Genomic DNA, 16,354 nt, shown 5'->3' with positions numbered 1-16,354 from the left:
CTATAAACTTAAATTGACACCAAACATAAACGTACGGGCAGTAGGATAAGCGTTCCAATCAATACGAGCACCGCTACCATTTGGATTTATTGATGGATCATAACCTGTGTATTTCGTAATCATGGCTAGATTTTGTCCCACCAAAAAGAGATTTATTCCTTTCACATATCTCGTATTTGTTAGCGAAAACGTATACCCGAGCTTCACTGTATTTAGACGAATAAAACTTGCATCTTCTACTGTATAAGAGTTCACTTCTTTCTTTCCCTGTCCATTCGGGTTAACAAAAGAAGGATAGACCGTCGAAGGATTATCTTCCGTCCATCTATTCAGCATGGGTTCTGCCAATCGATTTCTTTTCAGGTTAGCCGGAAAATACGTGTCAACCAGGTTATTGTTCAACATATCTACGCCGAATACACCATCCATAAAAATATTCAAGTTAAAGTTCTTATAATCGATATTATTCGTTAGAGAGGCGGTATACTTTGGGAAAGAATTTCCCAATACAACGCGATCATCTGCATTAACAACACCGTCACCATTAATATCTCGATATTTGAAATCACCCGGAGCAACCGGATCGTTGGTTACCGAAAAATCATCTGTAGCTTGCCATATGCCATCTATTTGGTAGCCAAAAAAAGAATACATGGGCAATCCCACCTCGATTACGGAAATATTAGATACGCCACCTGCAGCTCCGGAGTAGATAATTTTATTGGTCCCGAGGTCCCTTACCTCATTCTGCAACCAAGCAAAATTCAACGTGCTTTCCCATAATACAGCTCCTGTTGTATTCTGCGAATTCAGCATCAACTCTACGCCCTTATTTCTCACGGCTCCGACATTCGTCATCATGGTCGAAAACCCGGTTGTCCGCGGTACCGCCAAGTTCAACAACATATCTTTGGTATCTTTATAAAACCAGTCGATACTACCCGATATACGGTTTTGTAAGAATCCGAAATCCAGGCCGAAATTCAGTTGTTCCGACGTTTCCCATTTCAAATCCGGATTCGCTATCCGGCTGGGTGTCGTTGTACTGACCTGAACTTCTCCTATAACGGCTTTTTGTCCTGTAGCATAAGTCGACATTGATTGATAGTTACCTATTTCCTGGTTTCCCGTTCGCCCCCAACTACTTCTCAGCTTAAGCGTATTAAAAACACCCATATTTTGGATAAATTCCTCTTGATCCAATTTCCAGCCAAATGCAAAGGATGGGAAAACACCGAAGCGATTATTCTCTCCAAATCGAGAGGAGCCGTCCATCCGTAAAGAAGCCGTCAATAAGTATTTATCCATTAAATTATAGTTTGCTCTACCTAGGTAAGACAACAGGCTATTTCTGGTCCGAGAGCTCCCAACGATAAATTTGGTGGGATCGGCCAGCCCCATGTTATCGGTTTTGGTTGCATCAGAAGAAAATCCACTTCCTTGGGAGGAAGATGAAAGGTAGTTAAACTGCTGACCGGTAACACCTAGGATCACATCCAGATCATGTATATCCATTTTCTTTTTATAACCGACTGTAAACTCACTCAGATAACTGGTACGCGAACCTTCCAAGATACTTGCAATCCCTTCATTAGACCGCCCTTCTATTGTCTGTCTATCGACGTATGTATCTCTTCTTTGATTTGAAATATCAGCCCCGATATTCAATTTCGCGGTAAAATCATTCAAAAAATTAATCGCGCCATACACAGTTCCAAGCGTTCTGTACAGATTAGACTGAGAAGTCTTACCGTTCGCAATGGCTAAAGGGTTATCAATATTCATATCAGGGGAGAGCATATATCCCCCGTTGGCATCGTACACAGGAAGAGTAGGGTTATAGGCAATTGCCGCATAAATGATACCGGCACGCTCATTTAAATCCATACCGTTCGCCACATAGTTATCCTTTATATAGGAGCTCGTCATGTTGGCTCCAAACGTAAAGTAGGACGCTGTATGTTCTAAATTTAGCCGTGCACTGTAACGCTTATTATCAGAATTAATCAATAGCCCATCTTGATCATAATAGTTGAGAGAAGTATGGTATTTAGTACGTTCGTTACCTCCCGAGAACGATAGGTTATGGTTCTGAACCGGAGCATTTTTATCGTACATCAAACCCAACCAGTCAGTCGAATGCCCGGTATTTTCAACTCGTTGCTCGGGGGTACCACCACCTGCATCAATAATGCCGTTAATTGCATCACGGTATTGTTCGGTATTTAAGATATTGATATCACGCTGTATATTTTGAACACCGTAATAAACATCATAATCCACTTTTAAACCATCTGATTTTCCTCTCTTGGTGGTAATCAAAACAACGCCATTTGCTCCTCTCGATCCATAAATCGCTGTTGCAGAAGCGTCTTTTAAGACTTCAATCGAGGCGATATCATTGGGATTAATTGCATTTAATGGGTTTCTAGCAGATCGCATTCCTGTAAAGTTAGCACCCGTACCGCTTACGGTCACAGCGTTATCAATAGGGAATCCATCGACAACATATAATGGAGAATTGCCGGCGTTGATGGAACCTGTTCCCCTTACGTTTACAGAAATTCCTCCTCCTGGCTCACCACTGCTTTGAACAACTTGAACCCCCGCTACCTTACCTGCCAATAGTTGTTCAGGCGAGGTATTAACTCCTTTGTTAAAATCTTCCTCCCCTAAACTGCTAACGGCTCCCGTAATATCACTTCGCTTAGCTGTACCATATCCAATGACCACCACATCGTCGATAGCTTCTTCCATAGGTTGCAAAACTACATCTATGCGATTCCGGTTGCGCACTGGTTGCGATTGAGCCGTATAGCCAACAAAAGTATAAGAAAGTGTATCCCCTGGATTGACAGATATGTTGTAAATCCCTTGTGCATCCGTAGCCGTACTGGTCGATTTACTTCGCACCGCAATGCTGACACCTTGCATCGGTTGGTTATCAGGCGTACGCACAGTACCGGCAACGGTATACTGCTGCACTTCTTTTGTTACAATGGTTCGATTTGTTTTTACTTTCCGTGCTTCCTTAATGAACACCGTCTTATGCTCTTCATTAAGCACGACGTCGATCGCGATTCCGGCAAAACACTTTTCAATGGCATCTTGGAGTCCTACATCTTGTAGGTCCAATGATACGGCACGAATCTTTTTCGACAGATGAGCATCCGCAACAAAATTATATCCAGTTTGCTTGGAAAGCTTATAAAATACCGTGTTAAGCGGTGTTTTATAAGCCTTTATACTTACATTTTGAGCAAATGTCATTGCATTTGCCTGAAAAAAAGTCACTATCAATAGAATAAAGCTAAGCTTCATAATGATTAGTTTTTTTAAAACACAATGTGGTAGACCGCATTGCCATACGGTTGTTTTTTTATACATTTGAATTAGGATTTTTTTGACGTTATTGACTCTTTGTTAATTAATCCTTTCTAAGCATTTGCTAGTATGGGAACAGGAGTGCTCGCAACACTTCTGTTCTTCATATGAAGGTTCATTTTTAGATTTACTACGGGTTCTTTCTTTTCACTATAATCCTCCTTTCATTGTTTTTATCTATAATTTCGAATTGCAGGCTGTTTGCCATTTCCATGGTCTTTAATAAATGCCTTACATCCCGTGTACGCAGATAGTTCCCTTGAAACGCGACATCTGTCATGTTTCCAACATACTCCACCTCAAAACCATACCATCTGGAAAGCTTTTTCATAATATCTTTTATGTTTTCATTATTAAAAATAAAATATCCCTCTTTCCAGGCCTTCAAATCGGTCACTTCAAACTCTTCCACCTTCAATTTTGATGTATGGACATCATTTACTGCCTTTTGCCCAGGTTTCAGCAGCACTTCTGCCTCCCTTCCGATTAGAGACACCCTGACAGCACCTTCTATCAATGCCGTTTCGACAATATCATCATCTTCATAGGCATTCACACTAAACTGTGTACCAAGCACTTCCACTTCTTGATTCCCAGCTTTCACAATAAAGGGTATTCTATCGGATCGAGATGAACTGGATATTTTTAACGTCGAATAAGCAGGAACAATTTCAAAATGAGCTTGTCCGATGAGTTCTACCCGTCTTTCTTTTTCTGAAAAACGGACAGGATAACGTAATTGAGAGGCCGAACTAAGGAAAACATGGCTACCATCGGGCAATATAAGTTTATATTGGTGGCCTTTTGGGGTTTCAATAGTGTTATAGGCATCGCTTACTGATATCTTTTCCTTCCCATCATCGATAACCGTGTACACAAGCTGTCCATCTACCGTTTGGCTTATGCTGAAATGGTCTTCGGTCACAATTTCTCCGATATTATTCTCTGATATTGTCACCTTCTTACCATCCGCCAATGTCAGGATAACAGCATTGGTCTCAGGCAAAAAATTTGACACAAATTGCTCCTCGTTCATTTTCTCTTCCGAGTTCATCACAAACCAACCTATTCCCAGAAATAACAGCAAACATGCGGCAATGGAAATAGGCAACTTAAATTTTATGACTTTCTTTTCTCGTAAGGCTTGTTGAAGTTTCTCCAAACCCAGTCTGTGTTCTTCAAGCAAATCCGCAGGTTTCAGATCAGACGGAGATGTTTTGTATTTCAGGTACCAGCTTTCCACAATCGCTTTTTCTTCTGGCGTGGCTGTCCCCAAATTATACTTCTCTATTAGTTCTTCCGCTCTTTTCATTAAAGTTTATGCCTGGTTAAAACTATTGCTGTTTATAGCTAAGACACGGAAGTATGGGGGAGGGGGTATAAGATTTTAAAAAAACAGCATAAAAATATTCGTTCCTAATTTCACCCTAAGTATTCTCAGCGCATTCCTAACTTGGGTGCGGACAGTCTGCGGACTTATATCCAATTCGTCTGCAATTTCTTTATGGGATTTTTCCTGAAACCGACTCATTTCAAAAATTAATCGCATCTGTGGGGGGAGCGAAGCGACTTCTTGTTCTACTAGCTGAATCAATTCCTTTTCTCGTATTTTTTCCGCCACAATATCCTGTTCCGCATCCATAAAATCTTGTAAAGAACGCATATATACATCTTGGACTTTCTTGTTTCGAAAAACATTGAGCACCCGACTTCGGACAGCGGTATACAAATAAACCGATAAGCTGGAGGTAATGGTCAATGTCTCCCTATTCTTCCAAAGATAGATGAACAGTTCATGCACGATATCTCTTACCTCCTCCCTATCCGGCAATCGACGATACGCATGGCTGTACAGCACACCATGGTATCTGTTGTAGATTTGTTCTAACGCCGACTGCTCGCCGGTTTTCAGCAAATCAAAAAGTTCCTTATCTGTAACTGACGCATTCAATAGAATCTAAGTTTATAACAGGAATAAATGTATCTTTTTTTGCGGAAAAATAAAAACTTTTATGCACTACCTCACCGATACCAAATCTATTTTATGAGCTAGGTTTTCGAAATCCTGCCGCAACAAGTCCAACTGTTTTTCGGTCTCCTTGTTCGGCAGTACACTTCCGTTTCTACAAGACAACCCTATATCCAGCCCGCGTTGTCCTAGGATATATTTTGCGCTAGCCGGATAGGTGTCGTGCATGACATCCATATTCGTCGCGAAAAATTCCTGTACTTTGGCTACCTCCGCTTGCTTTCCCTGATCAGCGTAGTTGTCGCATAACCATACCACAAGCTCCGGGAAATAGTTCCCCTGAATACAGGATAGGCCAGCGGATCCAGCTTTTAACGATTCTACAGCGTGTACCATATAGGCATCGTATAGGCCAAAAGAGGGTTCCGTTTGCGTATTGGCAATTTTCTGACGGACGTTGGCGATATCCAGACAGGTATCTTTATGGTATTTTACCCTTCCTGTGGCGACCAATTCCCCTAACAATTCAGGAGATATAATACGCTTGTAAGGTACGGGGCATTCGTAAAACCCGACCGGAATGTCGCCAGTTAAGTCCAATAATTCATAAACATTTTTTCTAAATATCTCTTCGGAGTCCTCCTCTTTCGCCAACAGGCCGGATATCAGAATAATCGCAGAAACGCCTGTACTATATATTTTCTTCACATTTTCCGCTTGCTCCACCATCGTTTCGCCAAAAGAACCTGTTGCTACGATGGGAACACGCCCGTTAACGCGCTGCACAATATAATTGACAGAATCTACCATTTCGTCTACCGATAGCTGGTACATTTCACTGGACAGACAATTGGCAAATAAGCCCCCTGCCCCACTCTCTAAATAAAAGTCAACCAATTGCCCCAATACATCATAATCAATAGATAAATCTTCCTTAAACGGCATCAGCATTACCGGTATAAACTTTTTGCTATTATTCATTTTAAAATATTAATATGTTTTTTTGTTTCCACTCATCACACTTTACGCCTTAACCGCTGGCTGATATTTCCCACCAAAAGGATGGCCATCGTTCCAACTACGATGATCATATTCGCATGGAGCATATTTCTGAGAAAGGCATATTCCTCGGGGAGTAGATAGGAAAATGTCATCCATAAAATAACGGCTATTCCAAAACCTGTCGCGAGCATTGCATCGCTATTGCCCACTTTTTTATTGGTAATCCCCAACAGGAACAAACCAAGCATACCCCCAGCAAAGATTCCCGACAAGGTCCACCATACATCCAATATACTTTGCACACCAATCATCGCTATTCCCGCAGACATCCCTATCACACCAAATACGCCAGTACCGATCAGTAACAGACGCAGGTTACCTTTGTCCGAAATATTCGGATTAATGTAACGCTTATAGATATCCTCTGTAAAAACGGTGGCCGAAGCATTCATTCCGGAACTGACTGTGCTCATGGCCGCAGCTAAAATAGCGGAGACAATGAGCCCCAAAATTCCCACAGGAATGTTATTCACCATATAATGAGGCAGTACTTTATCTCCATAATCTGCGGGAGTCAATGTGTTCACCACATTGGCGAGGTCTCCTCCTATTGCACCCATCCTCTCGATTGCTGCCTGTTCTTTAACCGTTGTTAACAATTCCGGATTAACATCATAATACGCATATAAACACGCTCCGATAATAAAAAACAATAAAGAAATCGGTAGATAAAGCCAGGTACATAACCACACGGATTTAGCTGCTTCCTTCGCGTTCGGTGCAGCATGATAGCGCTGCACATAATTTTGATCCATCCCGAAGTTCGTCAGGTTCATAAAGAACCCATACAACAGAATCACCCAAAACGTAGAAGAAGAAAAATCGGTCAGCGAGAAGGATCCCAAGCTAAACTTATCGTCCCGCAGACCAATATCCACAATGGTAGCCACACCTCCTGGGATACCATATACCAAGGTACCGATCACAATCAGTGCACCTATTGTCAACAATATACCTTGAAACACCTCTGTCCATATCACCGCTTCCAGTCCTCCCAGAATGGTATAGATGATAATACATGCTCCCGTCACTAACATAATCAAAGACATATCCAGGCCTGTTAGGGCCTGAAGGGTAAGCGATATGCCGAAAAATATAGAGCCCATTCTCGCCACTTGGGTTAATAAGAAGCATATAACAGCGTAACTTCTCGCCCATGTGCCAAACCTATTCTCTAAATTCGTATAGGCTGAAACTTGCGTATGCTTGCGATAAAACGGCACAAAATATTTTGCTGCTATAAACGCCGCTATGGGCATAGACAGGCTAAAAACGAAGGCATTCCAATTGGATCCGTAGGCTTTTCCGGGGACGCCGAGGAACGTATTAGAACTGAGGAATGTTGCATATAGCGAGATGCCTATCGCCCAGGCCGGAATTTTTCCTGCAGCCTTTGTATAGGCCTCAGAGGTCGTGTTTTTTCGCGAAAAATAGACGCCCACTAGCACCATTGCCAGAAGATAAACAGCTATTACGGCCAGATCGATGATTGGTAAATTATTCATAATACGTTTATAAGGTCGTTAACGTCGTATATCGGTGGTATAAAACCTCATATATATCTTGAGTTGACAAATTTGGTTGATACGTCTTGACAGCCTTGGCTGCCATCACCGTTTTTGCTTCCTGTATATCGTCATAAATTCCCGATGCAAGAGAAGCAAATATAGCAGAACCCAACGCGCACGTCTGGTCACTGTCCACAACCTGAACATCGTAACCCAATACGTCCGCCAATACTTGAACAACATAAGGTGATTTATTCGGGATCCCCCCCGTAGCAATGATTGATTTTATTGGAATATCAAAAGCCCGAAAACGATCCACGATGGTTTTAGAACCAAATGCGGTCGCTTCTACCAATGCTTTAAAAATATGCCCTGCGTGCGTAGCCAACGAAAAGCCGTGCGCCGCGGCTTTCTTCGTGAAATCTGCATCGGGGGTACGTCTTCCGTTATGGAAGTCCGTAAAGACGAGATCATCTTTCGTGACAGGTAAAACAGACGCCTCTTTCGTTAGATAATCAAAAAGCCTTTCTTCTAACACCTGCAGTTGCTCCTCACGCAACTGGTCGTCCAAAACAGCATAAACAGGACTTACCAAAAGCTTTCTGAACCAGTTATACACGTCTCCAAAAGCCGACTGTCCCGCCTCAAAACCTATCATTCCGGGATCTATTGAACCGTCCACCTGCCCACATATGCCATCTACCAAAGGAGGGTGATCTTCCGTGGGCACCACCAACATATCGCAAGTGGACGTCCCGATTACCTTAACCAACGTATAAGGCGCACTCCCCGCGCCAACAGCTCCATGATGCGCATCAATCGCGCCAACAGTAATAACCGTTTCGGGTTCAAAGCCGTATCTTTCCACAAAATGGGAACCAATCTTGCCGAAGGTTTTATCGGAAGTGTAGGTCTCCCCGTAAAATCGATTGACAAGATGATAAAATGAAGGATCCAAGGAACATAGGAATTCAGGTGATGGCAATCCGCCATGATTTTCATTCCACATCGCTTTATGCCCAGCTGCACAACGGTTTCTTTTAATTTCCGAAGGCTTATCCGTACCGGTTAGATATGTCGGAATCCAATCCGACTGTTCGATCCAGGTAAACGCCCTTTCCTTTATTTGAACATCTCTCCTATTCGTGTACAATATTTTGGACCAAAACCACTCAGACGAATATATACCTCCACTATACCGAGTATAATCAATGGGCCATTTTTTCGACAATGCATTAATTTCATCTGCTTCTTTTATCGCCGTGTGGTCTTTCCATAGGATAAACATCGCGTTGGGGTTATCTTGAAACCCCTCTAATAAAGCTAACGGTCGACAATTTTCATCTACCGCAACCGGGGTCGATCCTGTTGTATTTGTCCCGATGGCCACAACCTGCTTAACTAAAGCCGGATCTAGTCCTCGAAATAACGCAACAAATACGTCATCGATCGATTCCATATAATCTAAAGGATGTTGTCTATATTGGTCCTTTTCTGGAGAACAGTATAGCCCCTGCCGCCACCGTCGAAAATAAGAGACCGTCTTCGATAAGATTTCTCCGTTATACGGATTGATCAATATCCCCCTGACAGAATCCGTCCCAAAGTCCATCCCAATAACGAGTTTATCCTGCATCTATCTGTTACTTTATATGCCGCAAAAATTCACCTTAATTCCCAAAGCTTGAAATGCTGCCGCTTTAATTTCTGCGGCTCTTCTTACATCAAAATCACCGTCCACATAAACCACCTGTATGTGGTTCGCCTTATGCTTTGCCATCATCTGGTCTCTACTTACGCCATCCAGCACACCGTGCATAATCGGCCATTGAGGATCTGTGAGCGCCCACCGTCTTTCTGTTTCCTCCTTTGATAACTCCACGGCCCGTCCGGTACCTATATCACACCATAACTCATCCTGCTCTATATATATCCTGCTCCACACGATGTTCCCTGGACGACTGACGCCACGAAGCGTCCCTCCTCCTTTTTTGAAGAACATGGGGGGTTGGCGCATGCTGCTCGCACTGGCATACCCATCAACAAAATGGGAAGCTGGCACTGCCCCGGATATTAAAAACACCCAAACGAACTCCTCTTTTCCATCCACGACGAAGTTTTCGCCGTAACGTAAATCATGCAACGTATTATCGCCGTTCAGCCCCAACTGTCTCCAGAGGTGATAAGTGATATATCCGTCGATACCCGCACATTCATCTACTTCATTGAAATGCGGTAAAGCCCCGCCTGGATATAATTCTTTTCCTTTCTCATCATAAACAGGAGGTCTCTCTGTATTGTTCAAAAGCCCTTCCACCAAATCACTCGCCGCCACTAAGTCTTTCAGTCCCTGCTGGTATTGTATACCGATGGTATCACATCCAAACTCATCCGCCAAACGTAGCGCCGCAATGTACATTTTACACTGTTCCAACGTCTGTTCTTTCGTCAGTTCGCTAACAGGATCGGTGCCCCAGTCGAACTTCATTCCTTTTTTCAGCAGCCAGTCTAGAACGGCGTGTGCCTCTTCATCTGTTACCGTCAACATTTTTGCGTATAACGTCGACTGGCTGAGTCGCTCCTTGAAAATACCCAATTGATGAATCAATGCGTCAGGCACAATGGCGTTGAACATCCCCATACAGCCTTCGTCAAAGACCCCCATAACTACCTTGTCATTTTGTATTCTCGTCGCGAATCTCGCTGCCAATTCACGGTCTGTTGCGTTCGATGCGGCCTCAAAAGTCTTCACATGAGAATAGTCATGAGTTATCGCTCCTGTATCTAACCATTCTTGAAGTTTGTCAATGAAAAAATCATCCGTGAAATCCTTACTCCACAGAAAACTATATTGCACATTCGCTTTTGTAAGCGAGCCCGTCAGGTTCAGTGCACCGACTAATCCGGGGTAGGTACCATCCCAATTTGCGACGATCAGGATCGGTCCTTCGTGGGAAATCAGTCCTGCCAGAACATGATGGCTATATTGCCATACACTTTCAGCAACAATAAGCGGGGCTTTTTTATCAATTTCTCTAAAAATTTTAATCCCCACATGCTGATAGTCAATAAAACCATGTCCTTTTTCTTCATCGTATGTATGCGCTCGTTTAATAGACCAGCTTAACTTTTGCAATGCAATATGAAGTTTTTCTTCCATTTGTTGTTGCATTGGCCAACACTTGATATTCGCTGAAGGTCTTAGGTCTCCGCTACACACTAAATAAGCTTGATTATTATTTGTTGTCCTCATGTGATCTATATTTGGTTTAACAAAGATGCATTGGAAAACGCATCATTTCATGACGTAACTTTTCCAAAGTATCCAACATTTTATCACGATTTTGTAGAAAATAGATACTTTAGCTAAATTAGATGACACCTTTTATAAATAGTAGGGTAATGAAAGCGAAATTTCACCAAGTTCCAAAACCATTCAACAATGCCTTCAGTATAAGGCATGACATCTTGCCCCATTTCGGTACCATATGGCACTACCATCCCGAAATAGAATTACATTACCTCATCAAAGGAGAAGGGGTGCGATTTATAGGTGACCATATCGACCATTTCCGAGAAGACGATATGGTTTTATTGGGTTCCAATCTTCCACATACTTGGAAATGTAATGAAATAAAACAAGGGGAAAACCATGTGGAGGCTCTCGTATTACATTTTCATCCGGAATGTTTTGGCAAAGAATTTTTGGCCGTTTCGGAAACGCAGGAAATATTAAGATTATTGCAACTATCGAAGAATGGACTGATCATCCACGGAGAAACGAAAGAGCGAATCAAGGAATTAATGGCTGCAATGGAATACACAGATGGCCTAGAAAAGCTGATCTATCTTTTCGCTATATTCCGTATACTCGCCTCCAGTGAAGAATATGACACTCTATCCAGCAACTTTGTCTATAGCAAACTAAATAAAATCGACGAGAGCCGGATGGACAAAGTATTTTCTCATACCTTGAAAAATTTCAAAGGAAAGATATGCATAGAGGATGTAGCCATCTTATGCAATTTAAGTTCTACATCTTTCTGCCGATATTTTAAAATGATCACCAACAAGTCTTATTTTGATTTTCTAACCGAGGTACGCTTGAATCACGCTTGTACGTTAATTATTGATTCTGATCTTACCATGCAGCATATTGCCTTGGCGAGTGGTTTTGAAAACACCTCCAATTTCTACCGACATTTTAGAAATTTTAAGGGAATTACGCCTACAGAATATAGAAAGGGGTTGGTGTGATACGTATTTATCATTAGTTAGCATTCAAATCAATCAAAAACTTTTCCAAATCGACATCCTTCCCTAACCCAAACTTCTGTTTTAACCGGTATTTGAACATCCTTACACTTTGTGGTTCTACGTGCAGTGCCTGTGCAATTTGCTTTGTGGTCATTTGCAGGTATATATAAGCACAATATTTCAAATCGAGTGCTGTAAGCTTCTGGACGGCTTTTTCGGTCAGCTGGTTAAAAAAAGTAGGATGGAGCTGCTGGATCTGCATTTTAACGTCTTCAAAATCGGCGCGTAACAACATCTCTTCTTTCAGTAGCTTCTTGACATCCGCAGCATCTCCGTCTTGAATTTTTCCTTGGATTTGCTTAAGCATATCATTTTTATGTTCAATAATCAGTGAATTGGCCAACGCTTCTTTCTCCAGTTGCTGACGTTTTAGATGTAACAGTTCCTGTTCTGCCCTAAGCCTCGCCTGCTCTTCTTTCTCAATTTTCAATTGTAATGCAGATTGGTGCTCTGCATCCTCTTTTTCCCTGACAAGTTGCTTCTCTCTTTCTATGGAATACTTCAATTTAAAATGATAGGAAGCAAACATAAAAATAAGCCCGAATAACAAAGCTACGGCAATACCTCCGTACAGATAGTTTTGTTTCTTACGGAATCCCTCCCGCTCCCTTAATAACTTCAGTTGCTGATCCTTTTTCTCGGTTTCATATTGAATTTCCAACTTTTGCGCATTGAAAAGCTGTTGGGCATCAAAAGATTTTTTCAGCAGACTCTCCGCTCTTTGTTGATAAGCCAAGGCCGTTTTTAAATTGTTTTTCTTTAATGCAATATCCGTAAGATCCTTGTTGACAGCATACTCTAATTTAAAATGATTTCCATTCGAACTCATCAGCTGACTCAATCCCTGCACAAGATATTGTTCCGCAAGCACCAAATCTCCCTGCTTTTTCGCAAAACCACTTTTAATGCCAAATACATTAATCCATTTTTCAGAACTCGCTTCCTTATTCTGGAGCTTTTCCTCTGCAAGACGAAGATATTGAAAGGCCTTTTGACGACGGGTGACCAAATCCGTTGCTGAAAACTCCAGATAATAATTTGCCAAATTGATACAGGTAATAACCGAAGTATTGCCACTGACTTTATCTGGTGATCGTTGGTATAATGTTAAAGCGTTATTCAAATAGTGATAACTACTATCCAATAAATTTTGTTGACCAGATGCTTTGTAACGGGCAAGAAACATACTGGACATACCATTGTTTACGTTCGCCTGCAGATTGATATTGTTTACTAAAATTGCATATTGTTGGCAAATACGAATATACTTTTCCATTTTTTCTTCATCATCCCATTTGCTATAAGCGCTATACAGAAGATAATAGAGGTAATATTTCGTTAACAAATCATCGTTATTATCTTCAACATACTTCAATCCCCGCAAAGCATCTTCCACGACAGCATCAGGAAGATTAAGCATATTGCTTAAATAGGCTTTAGCACGGTAAGCAATGGCCTTGGCGTGCGGATTCTTCGATTTTTCCGCATTTTCCATACTGAGATCCAATAACCTTTTCCCTTTCAGCAAGCTATCCATGGCAACGTACATACCACTTTGATGCGCGTACAAATACGCCAAATCTGCAGGAGAGTCCGTATTCCTTATCGCCTTTTCCAAAGCGTCAAATGCATCTAGGGGCTTATTTCGCAATTGGAGCTGATCCAATGTATCAAGTGCTTGCTGTGTGGCCGGCAGAATATATTGTGCATGCCCTAAAGAGCAAATCAAGAAAAGATTAATAAACAAAAACACCTTTGTCAACATCATAAAAGTTATCTATGGAAGAACAAGATAGCCAAAATAAAACATTAGCTTAAGCTAAGCTGGCCATAAATCCTAAGATTACAAACCTATTAGAAACTATAAATCAACAATATAAAAAAAATGTAGACACTTTGTATATACACGCATCATATTCATAGATAGTTTGTTATATGTTTAAATTATTACACCCCAATTTTTATAGTGAATTTCGTTGCAGAACATTAAATATATAAAACAATGAACGCGAAGGTACAGTCGATTTTAAGTTATATCGGAATTGCATGGCTCATCGCCTATTTCGGAGGCAAAAAAGAAAGAAACGATTTCAGCCGTTACCATTTGAAACAAGGATTAGGGCTTTGGATCATTGCCATTTGGAATGTGCTCGTCTCGGTAGTTAGTGTTATTTCAGCTTCAATCGCCGTACTGTTGAGCTATGTCGGGTTCATTTTCCTGGTTTTGATGATTATGGGCATTATCCATGCCGTTAATAACGTCAAAAAACCGTTGCCAGTCGTAGGTGTACTCTTTGAGGACAAATTTGATTTTATTAATAACTCATAAGTCAAACCATACTGGCATATGGGCTCTGGCGAAGTAATAACACAAATTAAAAATTATGTTTTTCAGCATTCAAAAAATAGAACAGGCAGCACATCATACGGATAAGCTGCAAAACCCAAAGAATCCGGGTAATCCTCTGGTACTAGGCATTTACCGAAACAAAGTAAGGACCATAATCTACACCATATATACGAAGAAGACTTTTGGTGAGTACTGGGACAAAGTGGAAAACAAAAAGATCCCGAAACGGTTGTGGTCGCCCGAGATGAAGGAATTCTATAAGCAAAAAGCACTGGAAGCCCCCAAGCCACCTTACATTTATAAGTTTACGATTTTCGGATGGCTATTCGTTCTTTTCTTCATAGGCGTATTCGGTTACATAATTTATGATTCGGTCAAACCACCTTTGCCAAAATCAGAGGAATATGTGGCTATGGAGACAGCACCCGCGGAAGGCGACATCTATTTTGGCCGATACGAAATATATAAAGAGAAAGGAAATCCTTTAGGGATGGAAGCACGTTTTGGTTGGTTTAAAGTCCTCCAAGTAGATGGAGAGGTTTATCATATAGCAAAATCAACCGAAATGAACAGAAGCCACAAGCCGAAAGAACAACTCAACAGCACGGATTTTGAATCGGAAAGTATGTCGCCAGTGAAACTAAAGGAGCAAACAGGTTATAATATACGTTTCTTATCAGATGACGGACTGACGGAAATATACATTACGGACAAGAAATAAGCCTCGCAAACGCTCGCAGAAATATTCAACAATAATATATACAGATTTAGCCCCGGTTCAAAACCGGGGGGGTTAACGTTACTTACTCGCTTCGTCTAATATTGCCAAATCCTCGGCATCCAATTTCAGATCGGGCGCAGCGAATAAGGTTTGCAATTGGCCCTCGCTGGTCGCACTGACAATAGGCGCTGTAATCAGTGGATTTGCCAACAGCCAAGCTAAAGCTACCGTCGCTTGCTTTACTCCATGTTTCTCCGCAACAGCATCCAATGCCTTTAAAACAGCTTTTCCCTTATCATCGAAATACTTTTTAACGCTGCCGCCTCGAATCGTCTTATTGAAATCCTCTTGTGTTCTGTATTTTCCTGTCAAAAATCCAGCTGCTAATGACCAATAAGGAAAAACACTTAGATTGTACCGCTCTACTAGGGCCGCGTAATCAGTTTCAAATGTTGTGCGCTCTACCAGATTATAATGCGGTTGCAAAGCGACATACTTTGGCAGACCGTTTTTCTCCGCAATCTCAAAACTCTCTGCAAGTCGAGCAGGGGAAAGGTTGGACGCCGCTATGTAACGGACTTTTCCAACTTTAATTAATTCATCGTAAGCGGCTAGGGTTTCCTCTATCGGTGTCACCTTATCATCAAAATGGGTATAATATAAATCGATATGATCCACTCCTAGCCTGCGCAATGACTCATCAGCCGACTTTATGATGTGTTTTTTGCTGATGTCAAACCCATGTTCCTTCGTTTCCGAACCTACTTTTGTGGCAATCACAACTTGGTTTCGATTTCCACGGCTTTTCAGCCATTTGCCAATAATTTCCTCAGATTGTCCACCTGTTCCATTTACCCACCAGGCATATGTATCTGCAGTATCGATAAAGTTGAAACCGGCAGCAGTAAATTTATCTAATATATCAAAAGATGCTTGTTCATCTAATGTCCAACCTAGGACATTACCCCCAAAATTGACAGGTGCTATTTCTAAATCAGTGTTCTTAATTGTTACTTTGTTCATATTATGTACTATTTTAATAT

12 protein-coding genes are annotated in these 16,354 nt (G+C 41.5%); 3 read left to right on the top strand and 9 right to left on the bottom strand.

All coding sequences use genetic code 11. The annotated features are described in order from the left end of the window. From G5B43_RS10330 to G5B43_RS10300, 7 genes are all read right to left on the bottom strand, one after another. Positions 1 to 3,321, bottom strand: coding sequence for a SusC/RagA family TonB-linked outer membrane protein (locus G5B43_RS10330; RefSeq protein WP_206367314.1), 3,321 nt, complete (start codon positions 3,319 to 3,321; stop codon positions 1 to 3). Positions 3,322 to 3,514: 193 nt separating this feature from the next. Next, entirely contained in the window at positions 3,515 to 4,696 is a 1,182-nt protein-coding gene (locus G5B43_RS10325) for a FecR family protein (protein ID WP_165294661.1), read from the bottom strand. Positions 4,697 to 4,771: 75 nt separating this feature from the next. Then, positions 4,772 to 5,335, bottom strand: coding sequence for an RNA polymerase sigma-70 factor (locus tag G5B43_RS10320; RefSeq protein ID WP_206367313.1), 564 nt, complete (start codon positions 5,333 to 5,335; stop codon positions 4,772 to 4,774). A 66-nt stretch (positions 5,336 to 5,401) separates the two neighbouring features. Continuing rightward, positions 5,402 to 6,334: a dihydrodipicolinate synthase family protein gene (locus G5B43_RS10315; RefSeq protein ID WP_165294660.1), complete on the bottom strand. Its 933-nt coding sequence runs from the start codon at positions 6,332 to 6,334 to the stop codon at positions 5,402 to 5,404. A gap of 35 nt (positions 6,335 to 6,369) precedes the next feature. After that, positions 6,370 to 7,920, bottom strand: a complete 1,551-nt coding sequence (locus G5B43_RS10310; protein WP_165294659.1) for a sodium:solute symporter — start codon at positions 7,918 to 7,920, stop codon at positions 6,370 to 6,372. A gap of 7 nt (positions 7,921 to 7,927) precedes the next feature. Then, the gene (locus tag G5B43_RS10305) at positions 7,928 to 9,559 is read right to left on the bottom strand and encodes a ribulokinase (RefSeq protein ID WP_165294658.1); all 1,632 of its coding nucleotides are present in this window, start codon (positions 9,557 to 9,559) and stop codon (positions 7,928 to 7,930) included. Between the two features lie 12 nt (positions 9,560 to 9,571). After that, a complete protein-coding gene (locus G5B43_RS10300) occupies positions 9,572 to 11,176 on the bottom strand; it encodes a fucose isomerase (protein WP_165294657.1) in 1,605 nt (534 codons plus the stop codon). A gap of 149 nt (positions 11,177 to 11,325) precedes the next feature. Here G5B43_RS10300 and G5B43_RS10295 point away from each other — a divergent pair, with 149 nt between their 5' ends. Then, positions 11,326 to 12,180, top strand: coding sequence for an AraC family transcriptional regulator (locus G5B43_RS10295; protein WP_165294656.1), 855 nt, complete (start codon positions 11,326 to 11,328; stop codon positions 12,178 to 12,180). Positions 12,181 to 12,193: 13 nt separating this feature from the next. Here G5B43_RS10295 and G5B43_RS10290 read toward each other — a convergent pair whose 3' ends face one another. After that, the gene (locus tag G5B43_RS10290) at positions 12,194 to 14,008 is read right to left on the bottom strand and encodes a hypothetical protein (protein ID WP_165294655.1); all 1,815 of its coding nucleotides are present in this window, start codon (positions 14,006 to 14,008) and stop codon (positions 12,194 to 12,196) included. A gap of 234 nt (positions 14,009 to 14,242) precedes the next feature. Here G5B43_RS10290 and G5B43_RS10285 point away from each other — a divergent pair, with 234 nt between their 5' ends. Both G5B43_RS10285 and G5B43_RS10280 read left to right on the top strand, forming a co-directional pair. Next, the gene (locus G5B43_RS10285; protein ID WP_165294654.1) at positions 14,243 to 14,569 is read left to right on the top strand and encodes a DUF4870 domain-containing protein; all 327 of its coding nucleotides are present in this window, start codon (positions 14,243 to 14,245) and stop codon (positions 14,567 to 14,569) included. 55 nt (positions 14,570 to 14,624) lie between these two features. Further along, positions 14,625 to 15,311, top strand: coding sequence for a hypothetical protein (locus G5B43_RS10280; protein ID WP_165294653.1), 687 nt, complete (start codon positions 14,625 to 14,627; stop codon positions 15,309 to 15,311). 78 nt (positions 15,312 to 15,389) lie between these two features. Here G5B43_RS10280 and G5B43_RS10275 read toward each other — a convergent pair whose 3' ends face one another. After that, positions 15,390 to 16,334, bottom strand: coding sequence for an aldo/keto reductase (locus tag G5B43_RS10275; RefSeq protein WP_165294652.1), 945 nt, complete (start codon positions 16,332 to 16,334; stop codon positions 15,390 to 15,392). Positions 16,335 to 16,354: the final 20 nt, after the last annotated feature.

The organism is Sphingobacterium sp. SGR-19, from assembly GCF_011043555.1.
Lineage (GTDB): Bacteria > Bacteroidota > Bacteroidia > Sphingobacteriales > Sphingobacteriaceae > Sphingobacterium.
This window is presented reverse-complemented; position numbering and strand designations above follow the sequence as displayed.